The organism is Burkholderia singularis (assembly GCF_001718875.1).
In the GTDB taxonomy this organism is placed as follows: domain Bacteria; phylum Pseudomonadota; class Gammaproteobacteria; order Burkholderiales; family Burkholderiaceae; genus Burkholderia; species Burkholderia singularis.
In genome coordinates this window covers 334,583-359,727 of the sequence record NZ_CP013448.1, presented here as the reverse complement: position 1 = coordinate 359,727, position 25,145 = coordinate 334,583, and the positions used below count along the sequence as shown (strand labels likewise).

General features: G+C 62.5%; 21 protein-coding genes and 1 pseudogene. 10 read left to right on the top strand and 12 right to left on the bottom strand.

Annotated features, from left to right (window positions below; all coding sequences use genetic code 11):
• Window positions 1-136: 136 nt before the first annotated feature.
• Window positions 137-1,660, bottom strand: coding sequence for a CoA-acylating methylmalonate-semialdehyde dehydrogenase (locus AQ611_RS01675; protein WP_069235089.1), 1,524 nt, complete (start codon window positions 1,658-1,660; stop codon window positions 137-139).
• Window positions 1,661-1,808: 148 nt separating this feature from the next.
• On the opposite strand from AQ611_RS01675, the gene AQ611_RS01670 reads away from it, so the two are divergent.
• Together AQ611_RS01670 and AQ611_RS01665 are read left to right on the top strand one after the other, a co-directional pair.
• The gene (locus AQ611_RS01670) at window positions 1,809-2,708 is read left to right on the top strand and encodes a LysR family transcriptional regulator (RefSeq protein WP_059517035.1); all 900 of its coding nucleotides are present in this window, start codon (window positions 1,809-1,811) and stop codon (window positions 2,706-2,708) included.
• Between the two features lie 256 nt (window positions 2,709-2,964).
• Complete coding sequence (locus tag AQ611_RS01665; RefSeq protein WP_059517037.1) at window positions 2,965-3,495, top strand: class IV adenylate cyclase; 531 nt, start codon at window positions 2,965-2,967, stop codon at window positions 3,493-3,495.
• A gap of 103 nt (window positions 3,496-3,598) precedes the next feature.
• Here AQ611_RS01665 and AQ611_RS01660 read toward each other — a convergent pair whose 3' ends face one another.
• Window positions 3,599-4,090 (bottom strand): Lrp/AsnC family transcriptional regulator, encoded by a 492-nt coding sequence (locus tag AQ611_RS01660; RefSeq protein WP_059517039.1) that lies wholly within the window; start codon window positions 4,088-4,090, stop codon window positions 3,599-3,601.
• A 149-nt stretch (window positions 4,091-4,239) separates the two neighbouring features.
• Between AQ611_RS01660 and phhA the strand changes: the two genes are divergently transcribed.
• Window positions 4,240-5,130 (top strand): phenylalanine 4-monooxygenase, encoded by an 891-nt coding sequence (phhA, locus tag AQ611_RS01655; protein ID WP_069233563.1) that lies wholly within the window; start codon window positions 4,240-4,242, stop codon window positions 5,128-5,130.
• Window positions 5,131-5,212: 82 nt separating this feature from the next.
• Entirely contained in the window at window positions 5,213-5,518 is a 306-nt protein-coding gene (locus AQ611_RS01650; protein ID WP_059517897.1) for a 4a-hydroxytetrahydrobiopterin dehydratase, read from the top strand.
• An 83-nt stretch (window positions 5,519-5,601) separates the two neighbouring features.
• Here the strand turns inward: AQ611_RS01650 and AQ611_RS01645 are convergent, their stop codons facing one another.
• A complete protein-coding gene (locus AQ611_RS01645; RefSeq protein ID WP_059517043.1) occupies window positions 5,602-5,832 on the bottom strand; it encodes a DUF3717 domain-containing protein in 231 nt (76 codons plus the stop codon).
• Window positions 5,833-5,953: 121 nt separating this feature from the next.
• Between AQ611_RS01645 and AQ611_RS01640 the strand changes: the two genes are divergently transcribed.
• Both AQ611_RS01640 and AQ611_RS01635 read left to right on the top strand, forming a co-directional pair.
• Window positions 5,954-6,646: a response regulator transcription factor gene (locus AQ611_RS01640; RefSeq protein WP_059517045.1), complete on the top strand. Its 693-nt coding sequence runs from the start codon at window positions 5,954-5,956 to the stop codon at window positions 6,644-6,646.
• 101 nt (window positions 6,647-6,747) lie between these two features.
• Window positions 6,748-8,238, top strand: coding sequence for a sensor histidine kinase (locus AQ611_RS01635; protein ID WP_069235088.1), 1,491 nt, complete (start codon window positions 6,748-6,750; stop codon window positions 8,236-8,238).
• Window positions 8,239-8,350: 112 nt separating this feature from the next.
• On the opposite strand, the gene AQ611_RS01630 is transcribed toward AQ611_RS01635, so the two are convergent.
• The 4 genes from AQ611_RS01630 to AQ611_RS01615 form a co-directional block, all read right to left on the bottom strand.
• The gene (locus AQ611_RS01630; RefSeq protein WP_059571448.1) at window positions 8,351-8,866 is read right to left on the bottom strand and encodes an SET domain-containing protein; all 516 of its coding nucleotides are present in this window, start codon (window positions 8,864-8,866) and stop codon (window positions 8,351-8,353) included.
• 212 nt (window positions 8,867-9,078) lie between these two features.
• On the bottom strand, window positions 9,079-10,191 hold the full coding sequence (locus AQ611_RS01625) for an NADH:flavin oxidoreductase/NADH oxidase (RefSeq protein WP_059517051.1): 1,113 nt from the start codon (window positions 10,189-10,191) through the stop codon (window positions 9,079-9,081).
• A gap of 174 nt (window positions 10,192-10,365) precedes the next feature.
• The gene (locus AQ611_RS01620) at window positions 10,366-11,076 is read right to left on the bottom strand and encodes a glutamine amidotransferase (protein ID WP_069233562.1); all 711 of its coding nucleotides are present in this window, start codon (window positions 11,074-11,076) and stop codon (window positions 10,366-10,368) included.
• Window positions 11,077-11,119: 43 nt separating this feature from the next.
• Window positions 11,120-11,761 (bottom strand): MarR family winged helix-turn-helix transcriptional regulator, encoded by a 642-nt coding sequence (locus AQ611_RS01615; RefSeq protein WP_059517898.1) that lies wholly within the window; start codon window positions 11,759-11,761, stop codon window positions 11,120-11,122.
• Between AQ611_RS01615 and AQ611_RS24315 the strand changes: the two are divergent.
• Window positions 11,714-11,977 (top strand): annotated as a pseudogene (locus AQ611_RS24315) (diguanylate cyclase). The gene AQ611_RS01615 and the pseudogene AQ611_RS24315 overlap by 48 nt on opposite strands.
• A gap of 303 nt (window positions 11,978-12,280) precedes the next feature.
• Here the strand turns inward: AQ611_RS24315 and AQ611_RS01610 are convergent.
• From AQ611_RS01610 to mnmC, 3 genes are all read right to left on the bottom strand, one after another.
• Window positions 12,281-13,396, bottom strand: a complete 1,116-nt coding sequence (locus tag AQ611_RS01610; RefSeq protein WP_059517900.1) for a YbdK family carboxylate-amine ligase — start codon at window positions 13,394-13,396, stop codon at window positions 12,281-12,283.
• A 42-nt stretch (window positions 13,397-13,438) separates the two neighbouring features.
• Complete coding sequence (locus AQ611_RS01605; protein WP_059517056.1) at window positions 13,439-14,653, bottom strand: cation:proton antiporter; 1,215 nt, start codon at window positions 14,651-14,653, stop codon at window positions 13,439-13,441.
• Window positions 14,654-15,338: 685 nt separating this feature from the next.
• On the bottom strand, window positions 15,339-17,288 hold the full coding sequence (gene mnmC / locus AQ611_RS01600) for a bifunctional tRNA (5-methylaminomethyl-2-thiouridine)(34)-methyltransferase MnmC2/FAD-dependent 5-carboxymethylaminomethyl-2-thiouridine(34) oxidoreductase MnmC1 (RefSeq protein WP_069233561.1): 1,950 nt from the start codon (window positions 17,286-17,288) through the stop codon (window positions 15,339-15,341).
• Between the two features lie 385 nt (window positions 17,289-17,673).
• Here mnmC and AQ611_RS01595 point away from each other — a divergent pair, with 385 nt between their 5' ends.
• Window positions 17,674-17,952, top strand: a complete 279-nt coding sequence (locus AQ611_RS01595) for an HU family DNA-binding protein (protein WP_006401505.1) — start codon at window positions 17,674-17,676, stop codon at window positions 17,950-17,952.
• A gap of 103 nt (window positions 17,953-18,055) precedes the next feature.
• Here AQ611_RS01595 and AQ611_RS01590 read toward each other — a convergent pair whose 3' ends face one another.
• Window positions 18,056-19,369 carry a GTP-binding protein gene (locus tag AQ611_RS01590; protein WP_069235087.1) on the bottom strand — a complete coding sequence of 438 codons (1,314 nt, stop codon included), beginning with the start codon at window positions 19,367-19,369 and terminating at the stop codon, window positions 18,056-18,058.
• Between the two features lie 212 nt (window positions 19,370-19,581).
• Window positions 19,582-20,034 carry a lytic transglycosylase domain-containing protein gene (locus AQ611_RS01585; RefSeq protein WP_069233560.1) on the bottom strand — a complete coding sequence of 151 codons (453 nt, stop codon included), beginning with the start codon at window positions 20,032-20,034 and terminating at the stop codon, window positions 19,582-19,584.
• A 1,293-nt stretch (window positions 20,035-21,327) separates the two neighbouring features.
• Here AQ611_RS01585 and gspD point away from each other — a divergent pair.
• Together gspD and gspE are read left to right on the top strand one after the other, a co-directional pair.
• Entirely contained in the window at window positions 21,328-23,649 is a 2,322-nt protein-coding gene (gene gspD / locus AQ611_RS01580) for a type II secretion system secretin GspD (RefSeq protein ID WP_059517062.1), read from the top strand.
• On the top strand, window positions 23,646-25,145 hold the full coding sequence (gspE, locus tag AQ611_RS01575; protein WP_059517064.1) for a type II secretion system ATPase GspE: 1,500 nt from the start codon (window positions 23,646-23,648) through the stop codon (window positions 25,143-25,145). The genes gspD and gspE overlap by 4 nt, the downstream gene beginning before the upstream one ends.

Here is a 25,145-nt window from a genome sequence, read left to right as displayed (position 1 = left end):
TCTGATTTTCGCTGCGGCGGGCTCGCGCGCACCGCCGTCTCCGTATCGCGCGGCGCGCGACGGCACGTGCCACTCAAGCATAGACCGCGCGGCGCCCGAACGGGGGCCGCGCGGCATCGCGTAAATCGCTTCGGCGTCACTTCGCCACGGGCATCGTGAATTCCGCTCCCTTCGCGATGCTATCCGGCCAACGCTGCATCACGCTCTTGTAGCGCGTGTAGAAACGCACGCCCTCTTCGCCGTAAGCGTGGTGATCGCCGAACAGCGAGCGCTTCCAGCCGCCAAACGAATGCCAGGCCATCGGCACCGGAATCGGCACGTTGATACCGACCATACCGACTTGGATCTGCCGCGCGAACGCGCGCGCGACGCCGCCGTCGGACGTGAAGCACGACACGCCGTTCGCGAACTCGTGCGCGTTGATCAGCGCCACCGCGCTCGCGAAATCCGGCACCCGCACGACCGCGAGCACCGGCCCGAAGATTTCCTCGCGATAGATCGACATGTCGGTCTTGACGTGATCGAACAGCGTGCCGCCGAGGAAAAAGCCGCGCTCGTAACCATCGACGACATGCCCTCGCCCATCCACCACCAGCGTTGCGCCCTCGGCCACGCCCGCGTCGATGTATGCGGCCACCTTCGCACGATGCGCGGCCGTCACGAGCGGGCCCATTTCGACACCCGCGTCCATGCCGTTGCCGATCTTCAGCGCCTTCGCGCGCTCGGCAAGCTTGGCGACAAGCGCATCGGCCACGCCGCCCACCGCCACCGCGACCGAAATCGCCATGCAGCGCTCGCCCGCCGATCCATACGCAGCGCCGACGAGCGCATCGACCGCCTGCTCGAGGTCCGCATCCGGCATCACGACGAGATGATTCTTCGCACCGCCAAGCGCCTGCACGCGCTTGCCGCGCCGGGAAGCTTCCGCGTGGATGTACTCTGCAATCGGCGTCGATCCGACAAACGACAACGCAACGACATCCGGATGCGCGATCAGCGCGTCAACGGCCGTCTTGTCGCCATGCACGACGTTGAACACCCCGTCGGGCAGCCCCGCCTCCTTCAACAGCTCGGCGAGCCGCACCGACGCCGACGGGTCCCGCTCCGACGGTTTGAGCACGAACGTGTTGCCGCATGCGATCGCGATCGGGAACATCCAGCACGGCACCATCATCGGAAAATTGAACGGCGTGATGCCGGCAACGACGCCAAGCGGCTGACGCAGGTTCCAGTTGTCGATCCCGCCGCCGATCTGGTCGGTGAAATCGGTTTTCAGCAGATTCGGCATCCCGCAAGCGAATTCGACCACCTCGATGCCGCGCATCACTTCGCCGTGCGCGTCCGAGAAAACCTTGCCGTGTTCGCGGCTGATCAGCTCGGCAAGCTCGTCGTGATGACGCTCGAGCAGCTCCTTGAACTTGAACATCACGCGTGCGCGCTTGAGCGGCGACGTCTCGCTCCAGGCGGCGAATGCGGCGTGCGCGGCGGCGACGGCCGCGTCCACTTCGGCCGTGCTCGCGAGCGGCGTGCGGGCCGTCACCACGCCAAGGGCCGGGTTGAACACGTCGCTATAGCGATCGCTCGCGCCTTCCACAGCGCGGCCGCCGATGAAATGCGCCAATGCGCGCACACGCGCGTCGTTCGCGGGGCTGATTGTCATGCCTTCCTCCGTTCTCCGTTCGTTCCGTTTGCTCGGCTTGCGCCCTGCACGCAAGCGCGTGCTTCGAAGACGAAGCGTACCTGCGGCGGCCGCTCCCGATCCAATGAGTTATCCTCAAATGCAATATAAGCCGCGCTAATATTGCTCGATGGATCTGATACTGCTTCGCGCCTTCGTCGCGGTTGCGCGCGAAGGCAATCTGACACGTGCCGCCGCCCGGCTGCACTTGACGCAGCCCGCCGTCAGCCTGCAAATCAAGAATCTGCAGGATGCGCTCGGCATCACGCTGTTCGAGCGGACATCGCGCGGGCTTGTGCTCACGCGCGACGGGCAGGCGCTGCTGCCGCACGCGGAGCGCGCGCTCGACGCCGCCGCCGACGTTGCGCGCGCCGCCGCCGCGCTCAAGCACGAGGTGCGCGGCCGATTGCGGATCGGCTCGATTCTCGACCCCGAATTCCTGCGGCTCGGCGGCTTTCTGAAACGGCTCGTCGAAGCCTATCCGCAGATCGAAACCGCGTTGCGGCACGGCATGTCCGGCTGGGTGCTCGATCAGGTCCGCGCCCGCGAACTCGATGTCGGCTACTACATTGGCCGGCCTGACGAGGACGATCCGCGCGAAGCCGGACGCTTCCATACGCTGACGCTCACGCAATTCCGTTATCGCGTGCTTGCGCCCGCCGGTTGGAAGGAACGCGTGCAGCGCGCGCGCTCGTGGCGCGAGCTTGCCGCGCTACCGTGGATCTGGACGCCCCCGGCGTCGGCGCATCATCGGCTGCTCTCGCGCCGCTTCGCCGACGCGGGCGTGCAGCCCGTCAAAGTGGCTGAAGTCGATCAAGAAACGTCGATGCTCGATCTCGTCAAATCGGGCGTAGGGCTGTCGCTCGCGCGCGATTCGGTTGCGTTGCGCGAAGCGCACGCGCATGCATTGGCGATCGTCGAGCACGTATCGGTGCCAGCCGAGCTGACGTTCGTCGCGCTTGCCGAACGATGCGACGAGCCGGCCATTGCGGCCGCGTTGCGGCTTGTCGACGAACAGTGGGCGGTTTAACGCCAGTTCGCGCCAATGGCACGGCGCCGTTGCGCGACGCGTCCCGTCAAACGGCGCGACACGAGGGCCTGAAAAGACGAGCCACCTCGGCAGCCCCCTGCAAATGTGCTGCGGCCGGATATCCGCCGGGCGGCTGCACACGGGCGCACGACGCGCTTGCGATCGCTTTCGCGCTCGCGCCGCCGCCCGCCGATAGAATGAGGGTTCTGGATGGTTCGTCCGGACCCGCAAATGCCTTTCCCAGAAGGAGACACGCATGGCCCGCAACATCGAGATCAAAGCCCGCGCGCGCGAATTCGAGCAGATCCGCGAACGCGCCGCCGCACTCGCGACCGACGCACCGCTTTTCTACCGTCAACAGGATTTCTTCTATGACGTCCCGCGCGGCCGCCTGAAGCTGCGCCGCTTCGAAGACGGCACACCCGCCGAACTGATCTTCTACCAGCGCGACGATCAGGACGGCCCGAAGGCGTCGTACTACACACGCAGCCCGGTAACCAACCCGGATGCGATGCACTCGCTGCTCGCAACCGCGCTGACCACGCGCGGCATCGTGACGAAAGAGCGGCACGTCTATTTGGCGGGCCGCACGCGGATTCATCTCGATCGCGTCGACGGCCTCGGCGATTTCGTCGAACTCGAAGTCGTGCTCGCGCCCGATGACGACGAGGAAGGCGGCCACGCGGAAGCGCACACGGTGTTCGAAAAGCTCGGCGTGCCGAGCGACGATCTCGTCGCGCTTGCTTATGTCGATCTGCTCAACGCACAAACCAAAACACCTGCGTAATGCGTTATCGCGAGCGGCTCCGCCATGCGCGGCAGGCCGCCGGCCGCCACCCGCGGCAGCGTGGCGGAGGAACGACAGCTCGCGCCGGCGTGGCCGCTTCGCGTCACGCCGCAGGCGCGCCCGATTCCAGATGACTGAGCGGCAGCGGCCCGTTGCGCTTGAACGTCGTCAATACGATGTTCGAACGCACGCTGTCGACGCCCGGCACCCGCATCAGCTTTTTCATGACGAACGACGACAGCGCATTCAGATCCGGCGCGACGATCCGCAACAGATAATCGGCGTCGCCCACCACCGCATGGCACTCGAGCACTTCGGGCAACACGTCGATCTGCTGCTGAAACTGCTCGATGATCGAGTCGCCGTGATGTTTGAGCTTCAGGCTCGTGAACGCGGTGACGCCAAGCCCAAGCTTTTCGGGCCGCAACACGACCCGATAGCCGTCGATCACGCCCGTCGCCTCCAGCCGCTGCAACCGCCGCCCGATCTGCGACGGCGACAGCGGCACTTCCTCGCCGAGCTGCTGATGCGTCGCCCGGCCGAAACGCTGCAATACGGCGAGCAACGCCAAATCGAAATGATCGAGATCCACCATGAAAATTCTCCGCGAGAATTTATGATTCAATGCGCGATTATTGCATTGAATATCGTGAATTCAAAAATTTTGCGCCCAATCCGCACATAGGCCGCTCTACACTTGCATCTATCGAAACCGAATGAACCGATGCAAGGTCAGCGCCCATCATGTCCACCGCCGTCACCGCGAAGCTCAAGGAACAGTTCGACGCGGGTCTCGAAACCCGCGCGGATTTCACGATCGACCAGCCGTTCGGCCGCTACGGCCAAGCCGATCACGCGGTATGGCGGCAACTCTACGCGCGTCAGGTCGCGCTCCTTCGCGATCGCGCGTGCGATGCCTTCGTCAGCGGCCTCGCGCGCATCAATTTGCCCGCCGACCGGGTGCCGCTGTTCGCCGACGTCAACCGCGCGCTGAAGCCCGCGACCGGCTGGCAGATCGTCGCGGTACCGGGCCTCGTGCCGGACCGCGTGTTCTTCGAGCACCTCGCAAACCGCCGCTTTCCGGTGACCTGGTGGATGCGCCGTGCCGACCAGCTCGACTATCTGCAAGAACCGGACTGCTTTCATGATCTATTCGGCCACGTCCCGCTTCTCATCGATCCGGTGTTCGCCGACTACATGCATGCATACGGTCGCACCGCGCTCGCAGCCGCCGACGATCCCTTCGCACTTACGCTGCTTGCCCGCCTTTACTGGTATACGGTCGAGTTCGGCCTGATCCGTCACGCGGGCGACCGCAGCTTGCGGATCTACGGCGCGGGCATCGTGTCGAGCAGCGGCGAGACGCACTACAGCCTGGAAAGCGCCGCGCCGAACCGGCTCGGCTTCGATCTGGAGCGCGTGATGCGAACCCGTTACCGGATCGACACGTTCCAAAAGACATACTTCGTGATCGACGACTTCGCTCAGCTGTTCGCGCTTGCCGACGTGAACGCGCCCGATCTTGCCGCCCGGCTCGCCGGCGCACCCGAGCATCCGGCGGGCGCGATACTCGACAGTGACCGCGTCATTACGCGCGGTACGGGACAAGGTTGGGCCACGGACCCGGACGTTTGAGCGCAAATATGAAAGAATGGCCGGTACGGCGCCCGTCGCGCGACCGCGCGCGGCTGCGCCGCCACCGGACGAGGTAAGAAAAATGGTTCACAAGCTGACATCGGAAGAACGCAAGACGCAACTGGAAAACCTGCCTCATTGGGTGGCCGTTCCCGGCCGCGATGCGATCCAGCGCAGTTTCCGCTTCGCCGATTTCAACGAGGCATTCGGCTTCATGACGCGCGTGGCAATCAAGGCGCAGGAAATGGACCATCATCCCGAATGGTTCAACGTCTACAACCAGGTTGATATCACGCTGTCGACGCACGACGCGCACGGCCTCACCGAGCGCGACATCAAACTCGCGCATTTCATCGAGGAAGCGGGCCGGCACGCAAAGACTGCGTAATAATCCGAATAGAGTTTCGAAAACTGGTTCGTCAACGTAACGCTTTCAACCAGCGTTTTCTATGCTGAATGAAGCGAAAGCCTTCAGCTTTCCAAACTGTTTTTAAGGCGAACGTAAGATTCCCAAGCACTGCGCGCTTTAGGGTCCAATCCCTCCAGTCGCAGCGCACTTTGGCGCTGTACAATCAGCAGCGCATACGGTTTGGAAAGCGCGCTGGCCTCTTTGCAGAGTTCGAGTTCGTCGCCGCTCGACGGCGAGCGGATACGCCAGAAATTGATCGCGGCTTCGAGTTCGTGAATCGAAATATCGGACATGATCGAGGATTCGTAGCTGGCGGCTCCGCTTACCGGCCCGCATGCGACGTTTTTTCGTGGAAATGGCGTCGTGCTGCCTTGCGTGCCTGAACCGCCAACCCATTGTACTTGAGCGAATCTCATGCGACTCCTTCTGATTGAAGACGACCGCCCCATCGCACGCGGCATCCAAAGCAGCCTCGAGCAAGCGGGCTTCACCGTCGACATGGTTCACGACGGCATCTTTGCCGAGCAGGCGCTCGCGCAAAACCGCCACGAGCTTGTGATTCTCGACCTCGGCCTGCCCGGTATCGACGGCATGACGCTCCTGTCGCGCTTTCGCCAGATCAATCGTCACACGCCCGTAATCGTGCTGACCGCGCGCGACGAGCTGAACGACCGCGTGCAAGGTCTCAATTCCGGCGCCGACGATTACATGCTCAAGCCGTTCGAGCCCGCCGAACTCGAAGCGCGCATCCGCGCGGTGATGCGCCGCAGCGGCCCGCACAGCGACATGCCGCGCCCGGAAGTATCGCTTGGCGGCGTGCGCCTGTCGGGCGTCGATCGCCGCATCTTCAACGACGACAAGCCGCTCGAGTTGTCGCCGCGCGAATTCGCGGTGCTCGAAATGCTGCTGCTGCGTCACGGGCGCGTCGTCAGCAAGGCGCAATTGCAGGATCACCTGACGCATTTCGGCGGCGATCTCGGCGACACCGCGATCGAAGTTTACGTGCACCGGGTCCGCAAGAAGCTCGAACAATGCCGGGTCGAAATCGTGACCGTGCGGGGCTTCGGTTATCTGTTGCAGGAAATTCGCCAGACTGCGAGCGTTTGAACGCTTGTCTGACACCTCACCGCTTGCGCGGCCACGCGCGGTGATCCTCCGCCTTGCCCGCGCCGCTTCGCGAAGCGGCGCTCTTCTCATGCTTTTGCGCGATGTCCGCTGAACCGGCCGTGCCGACCAGTCTGCGCCGCACCTTGCTGCGGCGCCTCGCCGCGCCGCTATCGATGCTCGCATTGATGAGCGGCCTCATCGCATACTGGCTCGCGTGGCAATACACGCAGCACGTCGTCGACCGTTCGCTTGCCGATCTCGCCACGGCGATCTCGAAACAGATCCAGATCGCGGGCCCGGACGCGCCGTTCACGGTTCCGCCGCTCGCGCAAGCGATGTTTTCCGATCCCAACGAGCAATTGATCTACCGGATCAGCGACGGCGAGCACGAACTCGCCGGCGATCCGAAGCTGCCGCTGCAGGGCACGAGCGTGCGCCGGATGCATATTGCGTATGTGTTCGAGGCCGACTACGACAACCAGGCGGTGCGTGTCGCCCAGATCCGTGTCGAACAACCGTTGGAAGGCGGCAATCCAATGCTCGTCGAGGTCGCGCAGCCGGTTCGTTACCGTTACCGGATCGCAGCCGAGTTCCTTGTCGCGATCATGATGCCGCTGCTGCTGCTGCTGCTCGCCGGTTGGGGAATCGTATGGCGCGTCGTCAATCAGCAGCTCGGCCCGCTCACGCATCTGGCCGATTCGCTGAACCGCCAAACGCATACGTCGCTCGAGCCGGTCGACGAAACCGAGGTGCCGCTCGAAATTCAGCCGCTCACGAACGCGATGAACGCCCTGCTCGGCCGTCTGAAAACCGCGCTCGACGCCCAGCGCAAGTTCATTGCCGACGCCGCGCACCAGTTGCGCACGCCGCTCACCGCGATCAAATTGCACGCCGAGCAGGCTGCCGTCGCGCGCGAGCCGCAACAGGCGCTCAACGCGGTGCGTGAGCTGCGCTCGGCCGCTGACCGCGCGGTGCGGTTGTCGAATCAGCTTCTGTCACTTGCACGCGCGGAGCCGGGCGAACAGGCTGCGCGCTTCGTCGATGTCGATCTCGCCGGCCTCGCGTTCGAGACCGGCGCCGAATGGGTGCCGCGCGCCCTCGCCGCGCATGTCGATTTCGGCTTCCAGCGCGGCGACGGTCGTGCCGACGACGAGCCGCTGGTCATTCGCGGCAATCCGGTACTGCTGCGCGAAGTGATCGCCAATCTGCTCGATAACGCGTTGAAATACGTGCCGCTCTCACGGCCGGCAGGCGCGCGGATCACCGTAAACGTCTCGCGGATCGAACGCGGCGGCGACAAGCCGGCCGCGGAGATCGTCGTCGAAGACAACGGCCCCGGTGTGCCGGCCGGCCAGCAAGCCGATCTCTTCAAACGCTTTTTCCGTGGCGATGCGCAAAACGGAGGCGGTGTCGAATCGGGCGCGGGACTCGGTCTTGCGATCGTTCACGACATCGTCGCGATGCATGGAGGAACCGTTTCGTATGCGGACGCCGCCGGCGGCGGCTCGCGCTTCATCGTGCGCGTACCGCTTGCCGCAACGCCATCCGTGCCGTCGCCGCATGTTTCGGAATCGCCGGCGGCTTCCGTTTGAGCCGTTTGACCACGCGAAGGCCAGCCTGGCACAAACATGAAAACGCCCGCGCGGCGGCCAGCCCATCAGGTTGCACACGATTGCGCCGGCCGCCCGCAACCGTCTTCGCGTATCACGCCTTCTTTTTCTTCTTGTCCTTGCCGCCCTTCTTCGCCTTCTTCTTTTTCTTACCGCCGTCGTCTTCCACTGCTGCGAGCAGCGTGCCTCGGCACGTCGGCGCACCGCAATGGCACGCATATTCACGCTTGAGCTTCTTCGTCAGGCGTGCGTCGATCACCAGTCCGTAGTCGTAGAACAGTTCCTCTTCCTCGCTGATGTCGCGCAACGCGCGAATGAATACCCGCCCGTCGATCTCTTCAGCCTCGCAGTTCGGCGCGCACGAATGATTGATCCAGCGCGCGCTGTTGCCGTTGATCTTGCCGTCGATCACGCCGCCGTTGTCGAGTGCGAAGTAGAACGTATGATTCGGCTGATCCGGATCGTGCGGATGACGCCGCAGCGCCTCTTTCCACGAGATTCGTTCGCCCTTGTATTCGACCACGCGCTCCCCCGACTTGATCGGTACTGCGGCGAATACGCCCTTGCCGTGAACGCCGGAGAGGCGCACCACGATCCTGCGTGAACTCATCGAACGAATCCTTTGTGAAATAAGCTGGAATTGAAACGGCACCCCAACACGGCAACGGGCCGCACCGCCCGCGCGCCATGCACGCGCAGCGCACACCGGCGAGCGGCGAATCATCGAATGCTACACGGTCAGGATTGCATCGTTCAACTCGAATGGAAACGCAATGCGCACCAATTATTCGGCGCGGCGGCGATCGGCCATTTACCAGCGCATCAACGCTGGCCGAACGGTGCTTCGCCAAACAGCATCTTTTGATCGCGCGGTTGCGAGCGCCAGTATTGCGGCGGCGCGTCGACCGTCGCGCCGAGCTTGGCCGCCGCGTGCCAGGGCCAGCGCGGATCGTAAAGCATCGCGCGCGCCATCGCGACAAAATCGGCATCGCCCGTTTCAATCAGCCGATTCGCATGTTCGGGCTCCGAAATAAGGCCGACCGCGATCGTCGGCAAACCAACCGCGTGCCTGACGGCCTGCGCAAACGGCACCTGGTAACCGGGCGACAGCGGAATCTTCTGCCGCGGCGACACGCCGCCCGATGACACGTCAATCCAATCGCATCCATGCTTTTTCAGTTCGTGCGCGAACGCAATCGTATCGTCAAGTTCCCAACCGCCCGGCACCCAGTCGGTCGCGGAGACTCGCACACCGACCGGACGGTCTTGCGGAAACGCCGCGCGCACGATATCGAAGATCTCAAGCGCAAAGCGCATCCGGTTTTCGCGCGAGCCGCCGTAGGCATCGGTGCGCTGATTCGCAAGCGGTGAAAGAAACTGGTGCAGCAGATAGCCATGCGCCGCATGAACTTCGATTGCATCGATGCCAAGACGCGCCGCGCGACGCGCGGCCGCATCGAACGCACGTCGAATGCGCTCGAGCCCTGTCGCATCGAGCACGTGCGGGGGCGGCTCGTCTTCACGATGAGCCAGCCCGGACGGTGCAAATGGCCGCCAGCCGCCGGCTTCGGGCGCAATGAGCTTGCCGCCGTTCCACGGCACGTCGCTCGACGCCTTGCGGCCCGCATGCGACAGTTGGATCGCGACGCGAATCGGTGAATAGCGGCGGATCGCCGCCAACACGGGTTCGAGTGCCGCTTCGGTTGCGTCGTCCCACAAACCGAGATCGGCCGGGGAAATGCGGCCGTCCGGTTCGACCGCCGTCGCCTCGAGACACAACATTGCCGCGCCCGACAGCGCAAGGTGGCCAAGATGGATGAGGTGCCACGCGCCGGCCCTGCCATGCTCGGCCGAGTATTGGCACATTGGCGAGATCACGATGCGATTGGCAAGCGTCACGCCGCGCAGCGTGAATGGAGAAAACAAGGCGCTCATCGAATGGCCGCTCGCGAAATAGAGAACCCGATGAGATTAGCATGCGCTCAAACGGCTTGCCGGCCGCGACGCGGCAATGAACGGCGTGCGTGACAAGCGATGGGACACGCCAATCGGCGTGATTTCGTACTGCCTACATTGGCATCGGCGAGAACCGGCGGTCCGGCTACCTCGTCACAACCCGACTGAATCGAGCCACTCGCCAAACATCTTATGCGCCGCGCGTTCGAGCGTCGGTCCCAGTTGCGCCGCTGCTTCGCGCAAACGTTTGATATCGGTTCCAGGCGTAGCCGCGATCTCAGCGGCATGACCGATCAGCCAAAGCTCGAAATGATCCGCCCGGATTTCCGGATGACACTGCAGCGCAAGCACAGACGTGCCCCACGAGAAAGCCTGGTTGCGGCACGCCGGCGTCGATGCAAGATGAACCGCACCTGCCGGCAGATCGAACGTGTCGCCATGCCAATGCAGCATCGACGTCAACGCACCGTCAACATGGCGCAGCGGCGACGCACGCCCCGCCTCCGTCAGCGCAAGCGGCGTCCAGCCGATCTCCTTGTGCGCCGCCGGATACACGTGTGCACCGAGCGCGCGCGCGATCAACTGCGCACCGAGACACACGCCGAGCGTCGGCAATCCGGCATCGATGCGTTTGCCGATCAACTCGGCCAGCACACGGGTTGTCGGATACCGCGCATCGTCGTATGCGCCGATCGGCCCGCCGAGCACGACCAGCAGCGACGGCTCGAGCGCGTCGAGCGCCTCGATGCGCATACTGCCGACGTCGACATATCGCACCCGGCGGCCGCGCTCGCCGAGCACCCGTTCAAAACTGCCGAGATCCTCGAAATGCACGTGACGAACAGCAACGACTTCACCCTTCATCAGAGGCCTCCGGCTCGAACGGTATTGCGCTCGGCGCGCAGCATCAGGCCTGCGCGAAAATCTTCCAGGTCTTTTTCTGCGTCGCGACGTCCGCTTCCTCGTGCACCGTGCAATCGAGGCGCAAATCGGCGTCGGTCATCGTCAGATCGAGCAGCGAGCAACGATATCCGAGCTTGCGCCCCTGCTTGCCCGGTTGGAAGTGCTTGCAAGTCACGCACATTCGATGCGGCGGAATATCGCCGTTGATTTGCAGCTCGCGCAATGTTTTCAGCAAAGTGCGATACAGCAAGCCTTGCTCGTCACTGCCGAGCGCGCCAATCGCCTTTGACAGAAAGTCCGGCCACTGCAGCGCTTTTTTTGCCGCCGTGCGGCCGCGCGCGCTCAAGCGCACGGCGAGCGCACGGCCATCGTCGAGCGCTCGACGCTTTTCGACGAGCCCCTTGTGCTCGAGCGTGCTTACCGCGTCGCTCGTCGTCGCCGCGGTCAATTGCGTTTCACGCGCGATCTCACCGAGACGCATCGGCCCCTTGCGCTGCAAAAGCAGCACAAGGATTTCACCTTGTGTTGGCGTCAGCCCCGCGCCTTCCGCCCAATCCCAGGCCTGGCTACGCATGGCCGTGCCCAACCGCAACAGACTGTGGGTCACGCGCCCCGCAGCCTGATTCCCGTAAACACCTTCGCTCATAGTCTTTTCGCTGTTGCCGGCCGTCTTCTTGAGGCGGCCGTTTGTGGGGAGACCAGGTCTCGGTCTCTGACTCAAAAAAACGGCGCGCCAGAACAGCGCGTCCGCCATGTTCGCCGCGAGGCACACGCTGCGAACCTGTACGCGGCTTCGGCTCCCGTCGGAGCCAACCTCCACGAAGCTGACATTCTAAGCGAGAGCGGAAAATCGCACAGCTAAGTTATCCCACTCAACCTATGAACAACCACTGAATAACAACTCGAACAGACTGTGCACCACTTCTTGACAACCCGGCTACCGGCTGCGCATGGTCTCTTTCCATCCCGAACCATTCTCTGGCATCCCTTGTCCGATCCGCATTGTTGTCCAGTTCACAGGTCTTTGACTTTACGGTGAAATCGAAGGTTATCCACAGAACTGCCCCGTGCTTGTTAACTATTACTACGTTTACATACGGTATACAGCTCAGTAAACCTAGACCCGCCCGCACCGATCGTGTCCTCGATCAGAAAAACTGTTTTTTCACTCTCTCCATCGCAGACACTGTTGGCGCACTGTTTCGTTCAACGATTTTTCCTGCTTGAAAACCGTTCTCAACCATGTCGCATCGTTGACGCGCGCCTTCGCGAGCGCGCCGATCTCGTCGAGCGCCGCACGCGAGCCGAGCGCAGCGGCATGCGGCGCGATCCTGTCGAGCGTGTCGAGAATGTCCTCCGCAATCGTTTGCCGTTCGCCTGTTTGCGGGTTGACGCAGGTGCCGTCGAGCCCGAATCGGCACGCTTCGAAACGGTTGAACGTATAGACGAGGTAGTCGTCTTCGGAAAGCTTGAGCGGTCGGTCGAGCAGCAAATAGCGTGCGAGCGTTTGGATATAGCATGCGATCGCAGCAGCGCGGTCGACAGACAGCGGCGTGTCCATCACGCGAACTTCAATTGTTCCGTAACCGGGCTTCGGGCGGATGTCCCAGTAGAAATCCTTCATGCTGTTGACGACGCCGGTGTTGACCATCTTCGTGAAGTATTCCTCGAAGTCGCTCCACGACAGCACGAAAGGCGCGCGGCCCGACAGCGGAAACGCGAATACGGAATTCAGGCGTGCAGAATGAAAACCAGTGTCGACGTTCTGCACATACGGCGACGATGCCGACAGCGCGATGAAGTGCGGAATGAAACGTGACATCGAGTGCAGCAGGAACAGCGCGCTGTCGGCATCCGGGCAGCCGATGTGCACGTGCTGGCCGAACACCGTGAATTGTTTTGCGAGATAGCCGTACAGCTCGGAGATGTATTGAAAGCGCGGTGCATCGAAGATCTGCCGCTCGCTCCACTGCTGGAAAGCGTGCGTGCCGCCGCCGCACAGGCCGACGTTGAGCTGGTCGGCCGCGCTGACGAGCGTGTCGCGAATCGCGTGCAGCTCGCTCAATGCCTGATCGTGCGACCGGCATACGCCGGTCGATAGTTCGATCATGCTTTCGGTGATCTCGGGCGTGATGTTGCCGGGAAACTTCGCGTCCTTGATGAGCCGCATCAGATCAGACGACGCTTTCGTTAGATCGTAGTTGTGCGTGTTAACGATCTGGATTTCAAGCTCGACGCCGAACGTGAACGGTTCGGAATTGACGAAGGTTTCGAGTGCCATGACGAGTTCCGGATAACGAAGCAAAAAAACGCGCGGCGCGGATCAATTGGCATCGCGCCGCTCGCCGACGGTCGACAAACTGCGATAGACGAAAAGCGGCCCCACCAGTTGCAGCACGACGATCGTGCACATGATGACCTCGCGCAGCAGCGGGTCGAAATTCGGGTAGAGCTGGTAAGTATCGTCGACGAGCAGGTACGCGAGCGCGGACATCGGCACGAGCGAAAAACCGAGCGCGACGCCCTGCTTGACGCCGAGTCCGCTTGGCTTGGCGAACGCGAGCACGCCGACGAGTTTCGCGACGAAGCGCGTGACGATCAGCGCGGCCGCAATGACGCCGCCCGTCACTACGTCGTGCCATTCGAACGACGTGAGCGTCAGCACGAACAGGATGACGGTCAGCAGCCAGCCGGCCGTGCCGAAATGCTCGGGCCAAAGCTGCGGCCGCGCTTCGAGATTCTTCACGATGATGCCGGCCAGCAGCAGCGTCAGCATGGTCGACAGTTTCAGCGCCTGCGCGACCGCGATCGCAAGCACGACGAGCCCGAACAGTGCCACGAACGAGTGCTCGTCGCGCATCGTCGACGTAACGTGCCTGAACAGGAAATTGCACGCGCGCGCGAACAGATACGCGACGATAAGCGAGCCGGCGAGCAAATAGATCGGCTGCAGGATCGTTGCGAACACATTGCCGTAGGCTTCCTGATGCAGCCAGCTCGTGACGAGTTTCGTCAGGACCACTGCATAAACGCTGTTCAGCGCCGACAGCGTGATAAGCCGCTGCGACACCTGCCCTTCCGCGCGCAGTTCCGTCTTCAACTGGATCACCATTGCGGGCGATGTCGAAATCGCGACCGCGGCGACCACGATCGCGATCATTCCAGGCACCTTGAGCAGCAACAACACCGCGAGCACGAGCACGAACGTAAGCGTGGCCTCCGCAAGGCTTGAGGCGATCAACCACGGATTACGGCGGATCCAGCGCAAATCGAGACGGCTGCCGAGTTCGAACAGCAACAGTCCGAGCGCGACATTGATGAGCAGCCGCAGCGTGTCGTCGGTGCTCGCGTCGATCACCCCGAAGCCGAATGAGCCGGCGATGAGTCCGATCACCGCATAACCGGTGATCCGCGGCAGGCGCCACGCGCGATAGCAAAGCTCGCCACACAGGCCCGCCGCGAAAAGCGCGAAACCGGCCCAGAAAACCGCATCCGGGGCGAGCGGCCAATTGGGTAGAAACGAAAACGCTGACTTCATCGTGGTGACTTCTCCTTTGGAAGGCAACCTCCTCCGGCGACGCGGATCGAGCGAGTCGAGCGAATGATGCGCGCTGAATGCGGTTGCCCGGTTGTTCGTTGTTCCGGATGACCGGCAGGACATGGGGTAAGCCCGCGCCGCCGATAGCAGCGTGATGCTCAGTCGGGCCTTGACCGATCTAGGGTCGGCCTGGCGTGTGTGAATGGAAAGCGCGCTCGACTATCAGATTCGGATTCGCGCCGACCGTTCCGTTGATGCAAGCGTGGCAAAACGCCATGACCTGCGTGAAGGTGACCGATTGTGCCACAGCTGTTGCGGTCCGGTCCGGATTTGGTGCAGCCGGCTAGGCGCGCAAGCGGTGGCTGTCTTAAGGGTTGTGGTTTACCTGTATATATATGTAGTAGAAGTTAACAAACCACGCAAATTTCTGTGGATAACCCAGGTTTACATAAGCAGATCATCGGCTTGCATCTCGTATAACCGACTGTGCAGCCTGTTTGTCCGCACAGTGTTTCGATGAACAACTTTTCGGTTTCTGTGCGGCTCTGCCAAGTTACCCCGTTTACGTCCACATCGATTGCACAGCAATCAAGTATTTATTTCACCGAGTTATCCACATGAATGGGTGGATAACTCGATTGCCTGCCTGTGTGCGGCCCAGGTGGCGGCGATCAAACGGCCGTGCCTATAACCGCCCGTGCCGCAATGCGCGGAGCAGGAAGCGGGCCGGATCGATAGCCTCGGCGAGTTCGCGCTCGAGCGGCCACGGTTCCCCTTCGATTTGCGAAGCGATCAATTCCGCGCCTAGGGCTGCCCAGACGAGCCCGCGCGAGCCGTAGCCGAAAGCGCCATACAAGCCCGTGGCGCGCGGCACGTCGCGAAGCTGCGCGCCTGTCAGTGCGGCGGCATTCAGGCCGGCCGCGGCTTCGTCGGCAAGCTCGCCGATGAGCGGCAGCCGGTCGCTAGCAACGCAGCGAAAGCCGACGCGGCCGGCGAGCTTGCCGGGTGCGGTGGCCGTGGAGAAGGCCGGCAGCAATCGCTGGAGCCGTGCCAGATTGTCGCGGTGGCTTGCGTCGTTTGTGGCGAGGTCTGCGTTGTCGGGTTCGTATGTCGCGCCCGTGAGCGTCGTGCCATTGGCCAGTGGCACGACATAGCCGTCGCCGATCACGGGTACCGGCACGGCGGGCGCGATGCCTGCCGGCAGCAGCGTGAGTTGGCCGCGCACGCGTTGCGTCGGCGCATGCCGAACGCCGGCGACGCGCGCGGCGTCGCCGGCGTTCGCGACGATTGCGACGCTCGCCTGCGCGAGGGCCGTACCGGCCGCGTCGAGTGCGTGCCAGCGACCATCCGCGCTTTGCTGAAGCCGCGCCACATCAGCGCAGATGACTCGCGCTTGCGCCGCAGTGCATTGCGCGATGGCAAGCGCTGCCGGGTCGACCGAGCCGCCTTGCGGGAAAAACCAGCCGCCATGATCGACGCGCGTTTGCAATAGCGTTTGCGCACTGTCGTGCGACAACGCCGATGCGAGTTCGCTTGGCACATCGAGGGCGGCGAGGCTGTTGCACATCCGCTCGTATTCGTCGGCCGACGACGCAAGCTGTACGAGCCCGCTTTGGCTGCGGGCGAACGTATGGCCCGCGCATTCGAGCGCGCGCCAGCGCGTGAGTGCGTAGAAGAAGCCCGCGCGCGACAGACGGGCCGCGAGGTTGTCACCTCGCGCGATCATCGGGTGGAATACGCCGGCGGGATTGCCGGATGCTTCGCTGGCGAGCGAGGCGTGCCGCTCGATGAGCGTCACGCGCCAGCCGCGTGCGGCGAGCCGCTCGGCAATCGCGCAACCGGCAAGCCCGGCGCCGATCACGAGCGCATCGCGTGTGCCGGTGGCGAATGCGCGTGGGGGCTCGTGACGGCGCACGCGCCAGCGCGGCGCGAATTCGCCGACGAGCATCTCGCGTTTGCTGGCGAAGCCCGCGACTTTCCGGCACGCGAAGCCTGCTTCGTCGAGTGCACGCCTGACGGCGCTCGAGCTTGTATAGGTGGCGAACGTCGCGCGCTCGTCGGCGAGCCGCGCCAGCGATTTGAAGATGCTGGCTGACCATAAATCCGCGTTTTTGGACGGTGCAAAGCCATCGAGATAAAACGCATCCGCACGCAGCACAAGCGACGGCAGCATGTCGAGCGCGTCGCCGAACGCGAGCGTGAGCGTAACGCGGCCATCGTCGAATTCGAGCCGATGCAGGCCCGGCGTAAGTGCAGGCCACGCGTTCGCGAGCGCGTCGGCGAGCGGCGCAGTGGTTGTATGCGCAACGATATGCGCAGCGGCGCGCCGAAGATCGTCGCGCGTGAATGGATGCTTCTCGACCGATACGAAGTGAAGACGCTCGCAGCGGGACGAATCGTCGCGCCACGCGGCCCAGGTCGCGAGAAAATTGCATCCGATGCCGAAACCTGTCTCGACGATGGTGAAAGTTTGCCGGCCGCGCCAACGTTGAGGCAGGCCGTTGCCGCGCAGAAATACGTGGTCGGCCTGCGCGAGCGCGCCGGCCGCGCTGTGATAGATGTCGCCGTACCGCGGTGAAACGATGGTGCCGTCTTCGCGGACGACGAGCGTAGCGGGAACGATTCGGTCTGGCATGCGAAACAAATGGAAAGCGCAAGGCGCGCAAAGCCTTGTCCCGCCTGGCGTTGGCAAAAACCAACGGGGCGGCGCGCAGGCCGAGGACGACCCGCGGCAAAGCCGGCTTGCGCAGTTCGAAAACCGCGCGGCGCGCGGCGTGTACGTCAAAATTTACTCGAAATTCTTTGAAACCCTTGTCGTTATTGGGTTTGCGCTGCGCTATCATAGCAAGCGCCGTATCGCGGAGCGGCCGAAAGGCCCGCCCGGCGGTGCGTTGCGCGGCGCAGTACTTCTGCGCTGTGCCGTTGCCACACGCTGTAGACGGTGTAGACGGCACGGTTCGCGCACGTATAATCGGCGCGTTCGCGCTGTACGTGTCAACCCAACCTGGAAAGGAACCTTAATGAACAAACAGGAACTGATCGACGCCGTCGCCGCCCAAACGGGCGCCAGCAAGGCTCAAACCGGCGAAACGCTGGACACGCTCCTCGAAGTGATCAAGAAAGCTGTGTCGAAAGGCGACGCAGTTCAACTGATCGGCTTCGGCAGCTTCGGTTCGGGCAAGCGCGCTGCGCGTACTGGCCGTAATCCCAAGACGGGCGAAACCATCAAGATCCCGGCAGCCAAGACGGTCAAGTTCACGGCTGGCAAGGCGTTCAAGGACGCAGTGAACAAGCGCTGAGACGAGCTGTTCGCGAACGAGAACCCGCTGTAATCAGCGGGTTTTTCTTTTGGGATGCAGCTTTTTTGCTACGCTGCCTGCGCATTTTTTCAATCTTTGACGATCAGTGCCGATGCACGATTTCAGCATCGTGGCCGTGATCGTCGTCGTGATCATGATGGTCATGATCATCATGGTCGTCGATGTCCCATGCAGGGAATGGATCGGCATAGGCTGCCCATGCCTGCTCGCCGGCCGCATATTCGGCATCGGTCAGCAGGCATGCGTCGAACTTCGCACGCCATGCGGCCGCGTCGATTCCCACGCCGATCAGCACGAGTTCCTGCCGACGATCGCCGATCGACGTGTCGGCAAGATCGCCGTGCCAGTCGGCGACAATCTCGTCGTACAGTTCGTCGCCCGCCTCCGGCCATTCGGCGCGATCCTGCGCAGCCCACCAGTGCCCGGCCGGACCGTGCCGGCATACGCCGCCCGCCTGCGACAGCGAGCCGGCGACGTCATTGCGTGTCGCGAGCCAGAAAAAACCTTTGCTGCGCAGCACGCCGTTCCAGGTTTCATGCAGCAGCGCCCAGAACCGCTGCGGGTGGAACGGCCGGCGGGCACGATAGACGAAGTGGCCGATGCCGTATTCGTCGGCCTCGCTGTGCGCATGCGTATGGCCTTCGCTATCTTCGTGATCGCGATGTTCGAGCGACGTCAGCCAGCCCGGTGCATTGGCGGCTGCCTCGAAGTCAAAGCGTCCGGTATCGATCACTTCCGTGAGCGGCACGTCGCCGAAGCGGCTGACGACCTGCCGCGCGCGCGGATTGAGTCGCGCGAGAATGCGCTGCAGGCGCGCAAGCTCGTTAGCGTCGACGAGATCGGCCTTGTTGACGACGAGCACGTCGCAGAACTCGATCTGCTCGATCAACAACTCGACCAGCGTGCGGTCGTCGTCGTCGGTCGCGCCCAGGCCGCGTTCGGCGAGCCCGTCGTCGCGTGCGTAATCACGCAGGAAGTTGAAGGCGTCGACGACGGTGACCATCGTGTCCAGGCGGGCGAGATCGGCGAGCGTCGAGCCGTCGTCGTCTACGAACGTGAATGTCTCGGCGATCGGCATCGGCTCGGCAATGCCGGTTGATTCGATCAGGATCGCGTCAAAGCGGTTTTCGGCTGCAAGGCGTCGGATTTCGACGAGTAGGTCGTCGCGCAGGGTGCAACAAATGCAGCCATTCGACATCTCGACGAGACGCTCCTCGACGTGTGACAGCGCAGCGGCATCGCGCACGAGCGTGGCGTCGATGTTGACGGCAGCGAGATCGTTGACGATCACGGCAACCTTGAGGCTGGCGCGATTCGCGAGGATGTGATTGAGCAACGTGGTCTTGCCGGCGCCGAGAAAGCCGGACAGCACGGTGACGGGCAACGGCTGGTTCATTGCGGTGCGCACCCATGAAAAAGCGGAAAGCGAGCCGCCGCGCGCCATGAAAACGGGGCGGCACCGGCGCTGTGGCCGGCGCGGGCAAGCGGCGGGAAAAGCCGCATTGTGCATCAAATATTGACAGCTGGATTCGCGAGGTGGCGGTGGATTATGGCTTCGGCCCCGCCGATCGGATTGGCGTTCGCTCAGTTCGACTCGGTTTTGCCCATTCAGCGCTGCGCTTGCTGCGAAGGGATCAGCTTCCACTGAGTCAGGATATCGAAGATCTGCTTCGCATACTTGTCGCGCAGCGACGGGGTCTCGGAATGGTATGCGCCGACCGCCTGCCACGTATTGCCGTACTTATTCATCATGCGGCGCAGATGCCACGCGGCGATATAGACGTTCTTGCACGGCTCCATCAGCGTGTCTTTCGTGATTCCGTAGCGGGACAACACCGGCAGATGGACCGAGTTGATCTGCATGATGCCGTAGTCGGTCGTGCCGTTCGTATTTTTGTTGAGCGCGTCCGGGCGGTTGTGTGACTCTTGCCAAGCGATCGCGCGCAGAATCAGCGGGTTGACTTGGTGGTATCGCGCGGCGCTGTCGTAGCAATCGGCATAAGCCGGCGCGCTGACGAGCCATGCGGCGAACAAAAATACCGAGGCTAGGAGCGGTCGCATCGTTATCGAAAAATAAGAGTTCGGGAAAAGAGGCTAAATAGAGCCAACTAGTATCCAACTAGGGGGCTATTTGTTTTTTCCTGGCAAGGGCGAAGCGTTTTCGGATCGTATCATACCTGCCGCCCGGCGGGCTGCCTGCCGTTTGTTCGGGTGGCGGAAATTTTTTTCGCATATTTTGAAAAAATTTCATTTGCCGATTTAAACGAGGATTAACTTTCGGTATCGGTAAATGGGTGTGAATTCAATCGATTTTATTTGGATTAAATTTTTTGATATCGGGTAATTTTTGTATTAATTTAAAATGGATTTTTAATGGATTTCGCGTAATGTGATTGGTAATTTTAAAATATAAAATGGTGGTTTTTCGTTATGTTTTTCCATCGCTTGGGCAGTAATATTGATGTGCCTGTAAAAAGGTGTGGAAGCAAGATATAGCGGATTTGCCGGACAAGACGGATTGATGCGGGGACGGTGCGCGATCAGGATTTTTGACAAGGCGGAATGAATTCCACGCCTGCCATGATTGGTGAATTTGTCAATGGAATGCATTGTGGGTCACAGGATAATTAAAGGGTTTTGGCGAAGTAATCCACAGGCCCATCTGGTTTGACTTGGATACGAAAAGCGATTGCCGAGAGATGGTGATTTCGAGAGGCGGAAATTTTGCCGGCAGCGGTTGGAACAATCGAAAAGCCAATTGGCTTTTCAAGAAGACAGGCGATTCGCACTGGATTTGTTGCTCATGGGAAGGAACCGGCGCCACACCGTCATGGCTGCGGAGTGGCCGTGCAGGGATATTGTCTGCGTCAACAATACCAATGCGGGCTGCGAACCGGCTTTCTTTCAAAAATAATATGTATTATTTACATATTTATTGTCGCGACGGAAATGAGGGGTGGGAAAACCCGCACGCGGTTTTCGCCCGGCATCCTGCTGGCGGCCCGTATCATATCCGCACAACGGGTTGCGTCGATGTGACAAGCAGCCGTGCGGCCTGTAACCGCCCGTGCTGTTGTTGGTTCGGACTGCTATCAGGCCGGTGGCGCTGCAGTTGCGAGACGGCCTTGCCGCGGGCTACATGCCTGTTCGGTTCGAGCTTCGTATGCGGCCCGGCAAGAAACCTTACATTTTCCATGCGGAGCGTGCTCCCGATTGTTTTTATGGCATAAGTGAGACAGCCCTCAGTCGAATGTGATATTTCGGACATGAAAAACTGCTAATGTCTGCTCTTTTGATATCGACCTTATGTAATACCGTCGGACACGGCCGCCGCCGGCATTGATCCATCACTCCATGACAAGAACTCGCTTTGTTTTGCGACGCGTCGCAACGGCGCTCATCGTTGCCGGCATTGTCGCCGCTCAGGCCGCTCACGCTCAGGTCACGCTGAATTTCGTCAATGCGGACATCGACCAGGTCGCCAAGGCGATCGGCGCAGCCACGGGTAAGACGATCATCGTCGATCCGCGTGTCAAGGGACAGTTGAACCTGGTGTCGGAGCGTCCGGTGCCCGAGGATCAGGCATTGAAGACGCTGCAATCGGCGTTGCGGATGCAGGGTTTCTCGCTGGTGCAGGACCACGGCGTGTTGAAGGTCGTGCCGGAGGCGGACGCGAAACTGCAAGGCGTGCCTACCTATATCGGCAATGCGCCGCAGGCGCGCGGCGACCAGGTGGTCACGCAGGTCTTCGAGTTGCGTAACGAGTCGGCGAACAACTTGCTGCCGGTGCTGCGGCCGCTGATCTCGCCGAACAACACGATCACCGCCTACCCGGCCAACAATACGATCGTCGTCACCGATTATGCCGACAACGTGCGGCGCATCGCGCAGATCATCGCGGGCGTCGACGGCGCGGCGGGTGCGCAGGTGGCCGTGGTGCCGCTCAAGAATTCGAACGCGATCGACGTGGCCACGCAGCTCTCGAAGCTGCTCGATCCGGGCGCGATCGGCAACACCGACGCGACATTGAAGGTGACGGTGCAGGCGGACCCGCGCACTAACGCCCTGCTGTTGCGCGCGTCGAACAAATCGCGGCTCGCGGCGGCCAAGAAGCTCGCGCAGCAGCTCGACTCGCCGAGCGGCGTGCCGGGCAACATGCACGTGGTGCCGCTGCGCAACGCGGATGCGGTGAAGCTGGCGAAGACGCTGCGCGGGATGCTCGGCAAGGGCGGCGACAGCGGCTCGTCGGCAAGCTCGAACGATGCGAATTCGTTCAATCAGAACAGCAGTTCGTCGTCGAGCGGCTCGAATTTTTCGACGGGCATGTCGGGCACGCCGCCGCTGCCGTCGGGGCTTTCGTCGGGATCGACGGGCAGCGGCGGGTCGGCTAGCTCGAGCGGCGGGCTCGGTACCGCGGGGCTTCTGGGCGGCGATAAGGATAAGGGCGATGACAATCAGCCGGGCGGGATGATCCAGGCGGACGCAGCGACGAACTCGCTGATCATCACCGCGGCGGACCCGGTGTATCGAAACCTGCGGGCGGTGATTGACCAGCTCGACGCGCGGCGCGCTCAAGTGTATATCGAGGCGTTAGTGGTCGAGTTGCAGGCGACGACGCAAGGCAATCTCGGGATCCAGTGGCAGATCGCAAACAATGCGCTTTATGCGGGCACTAATCTGGTAACGGGACAGAGCGGGCTCGGCAACAGCATCGTCAACCTGACGGCGGGGGCGCTGACCGGTCAAGCCGCTGGCCAGAGCGGCACGCTGGCGTCGCTGGGCAATATTACGGGCGGCCTGAATATCGGTTGGCTGCGCAACATGTTCGGTGTGCAAGGACTTGGCGGCCTGTTGCAGTTCTTCGCTGGCTCAAGTGATGCGAACGTGCTGTCGACGCCGAATCTCGTCACGCTCGACAACGAGGAAGCGAAGATCGTCGTCGGTCAGAATGTGCCGATTCCGACGGGCTCGTACTCGAACCTGACCAGCGGCACGACAGCCAATGCGTTCAACACGTATGACCGGCGCGATGTCGGCCTGACGCTGCACGTGAAACCGCAAATCACCGAGGGCGGCATCCTGAAACTGCAGTTGTATACGGAAGATTCGGCGGTGGTGCCCGGCACGAATACGACATCCGCCAATTCGCCAGGCCCGACGTTCACGAAACGCTCGATTCAGTCGACCGTGCTGGCCGACAACGGCGAGATCATCGTGCTGGGCGGATTGATGCAGGACAACTATCAGGTATCGAACAGCAAGGTGCCGCTGTTAGGCGACATTCCGTGGATCGGTCAGTTGTTCCGCTCGGAAGGCAAGACTCGCCAGAAAACCAACCTGATGGTGTTCTTGCGTCCCGTGATCATCAACGATCGCGAGACTGCGCAGGCCGTGACCGCAAATCGCTACGACTACATTCAAGGCGTATCGGGCGCATACAAATCGGATAACCGCGTGATCCGCGACAAGGATGACCCGGTGGTGCCGCCGATGCCGATTGGTCCGAGCCAGGGCGGCTCGCCGGCGATGAATCTGTTCGATCTGGACCAAATGCGGCGCTCGCAGGCGTGGCCGCCGAAGCCGGGAAGCGGCGCGGCCGCCCCTGCCCCGGCGCCGGCCAATGCAGCGCCCTCGAGCGCTTATCCGCCGGCCGGAGCGCCTGGAGCGCAGCCATGACCGAAGCACTCGCCGCCGCTGCCGCCGCCGCCGCGTCCGGCGAACGGGCCGCACCGTCGCCGCTCGCCGCGCGGCTGCTGCCGTATGGGTTCGCGAAGGCCGGTCAGATTCTGGTCGCGCATCAGCACGCGGACGCGCTCGAAGTATGGATCAGCGAGCGCACCAACACCGCGGCGCTCGCGGAGATCGCGCGCAACTTCGGTGCCATCTCCGCCGTGCGCGTGCCGGCCGACGAACTCGCGCTCGCGATCAATCAAGCATACGCAAGGCAGGACGGCAGCGCGGCGCAAATCGTCGGCGAGGTGGAGGGCGAAGTCGATCTGTCGCGGTTGATGCAGGATATTCCCGAGGTCGAGGATCTGCTTGAATCGGAAGACGATGCGCCGATCATCCGAATGATCAACGCGCTCCTGACGCAGGCCGCGCGCGAGCAGGCATCGGACATTCACATCGAGCCGTTCGAGAACGCGTCGGTGGTGCGGTTCCGGGTCGATGGCACGTTGCGCGACGTGGTGCGGCCGAAAAAGGCGCTGCACGGCGCGCTGATTTCGCGCATCAAGATCATGGCGCAGCTCGACATCGCGGAAAAACGGCTGCCGCAGGACGGCCGCATCACGCTGCGCGTGGGCGGGCGGCCGGTGGACGTGCGGGTGTCGACTCTGCCAACCGGGCATGGCGAACGGGCGGTGCTGCGTCTGCTCGAGAAAGACGCGCAGCGGCTGAACCTCGAAGCGCTCGGCATGGGACGGGATACGCTCACCCAGTTCGACAAGCTGATTTCGCGGCCGCACGGGATCGTGCTGGTGACCGGCCCGACAGGCTCGGGCAAGACCACGACGCTGTATGCGTCGATGTCGCGGCTCGAGACGGCGACGACCAATATCATGACGGTGGAGGATCCGATCGAGTACGACTTGTCCGGAATCGGGCAAACGCAGGTGAACGAACGGATCGGCATGACGTTCGCGCGTGCGCTGCGCTCGATTTTGCGGCAAGACCCGGACGTGATCATGATCGGCGAAATCCGCGATCTGGAAACGGCGCAGATCGCGGTGCAGGCGTCGCTCACCGGCCACCTGGTGCTTGCGACGCTGCATACGAACGATGCGGCCTCGGCGGTGACGCGGTTGACCGACATGGGCGTGGAGCCGTATCTGCTGGCGTCGTCGCTGCTGGGCGTGCTCGCGCAGCGTCTGGTGCGGCAGCTGTGCCCCGCGTGCAAGGAAGAGCGGCACGAGGACGGCCGCTCGGTCTGGCATCCGGTGGGATGCGACAAATGCGGGCACTCGGGCTATACGGGCCGGCGCGGCGTCTACGAGCTGTTAGTGGTGGACGAAGCGATCCGCACGCTGATCCACCGCAACGCGGCCGACGCGGAGATTCTCGCCACCGGCCGGGCAAGCGGAATGCGCACGCTGCGCGACGATGCGCAGCGCTGGCTTGCCTCGGGCGCGACGTCGCTCGAAGAAGTGCTTCGGGTGACAGGAGGCGCGTAG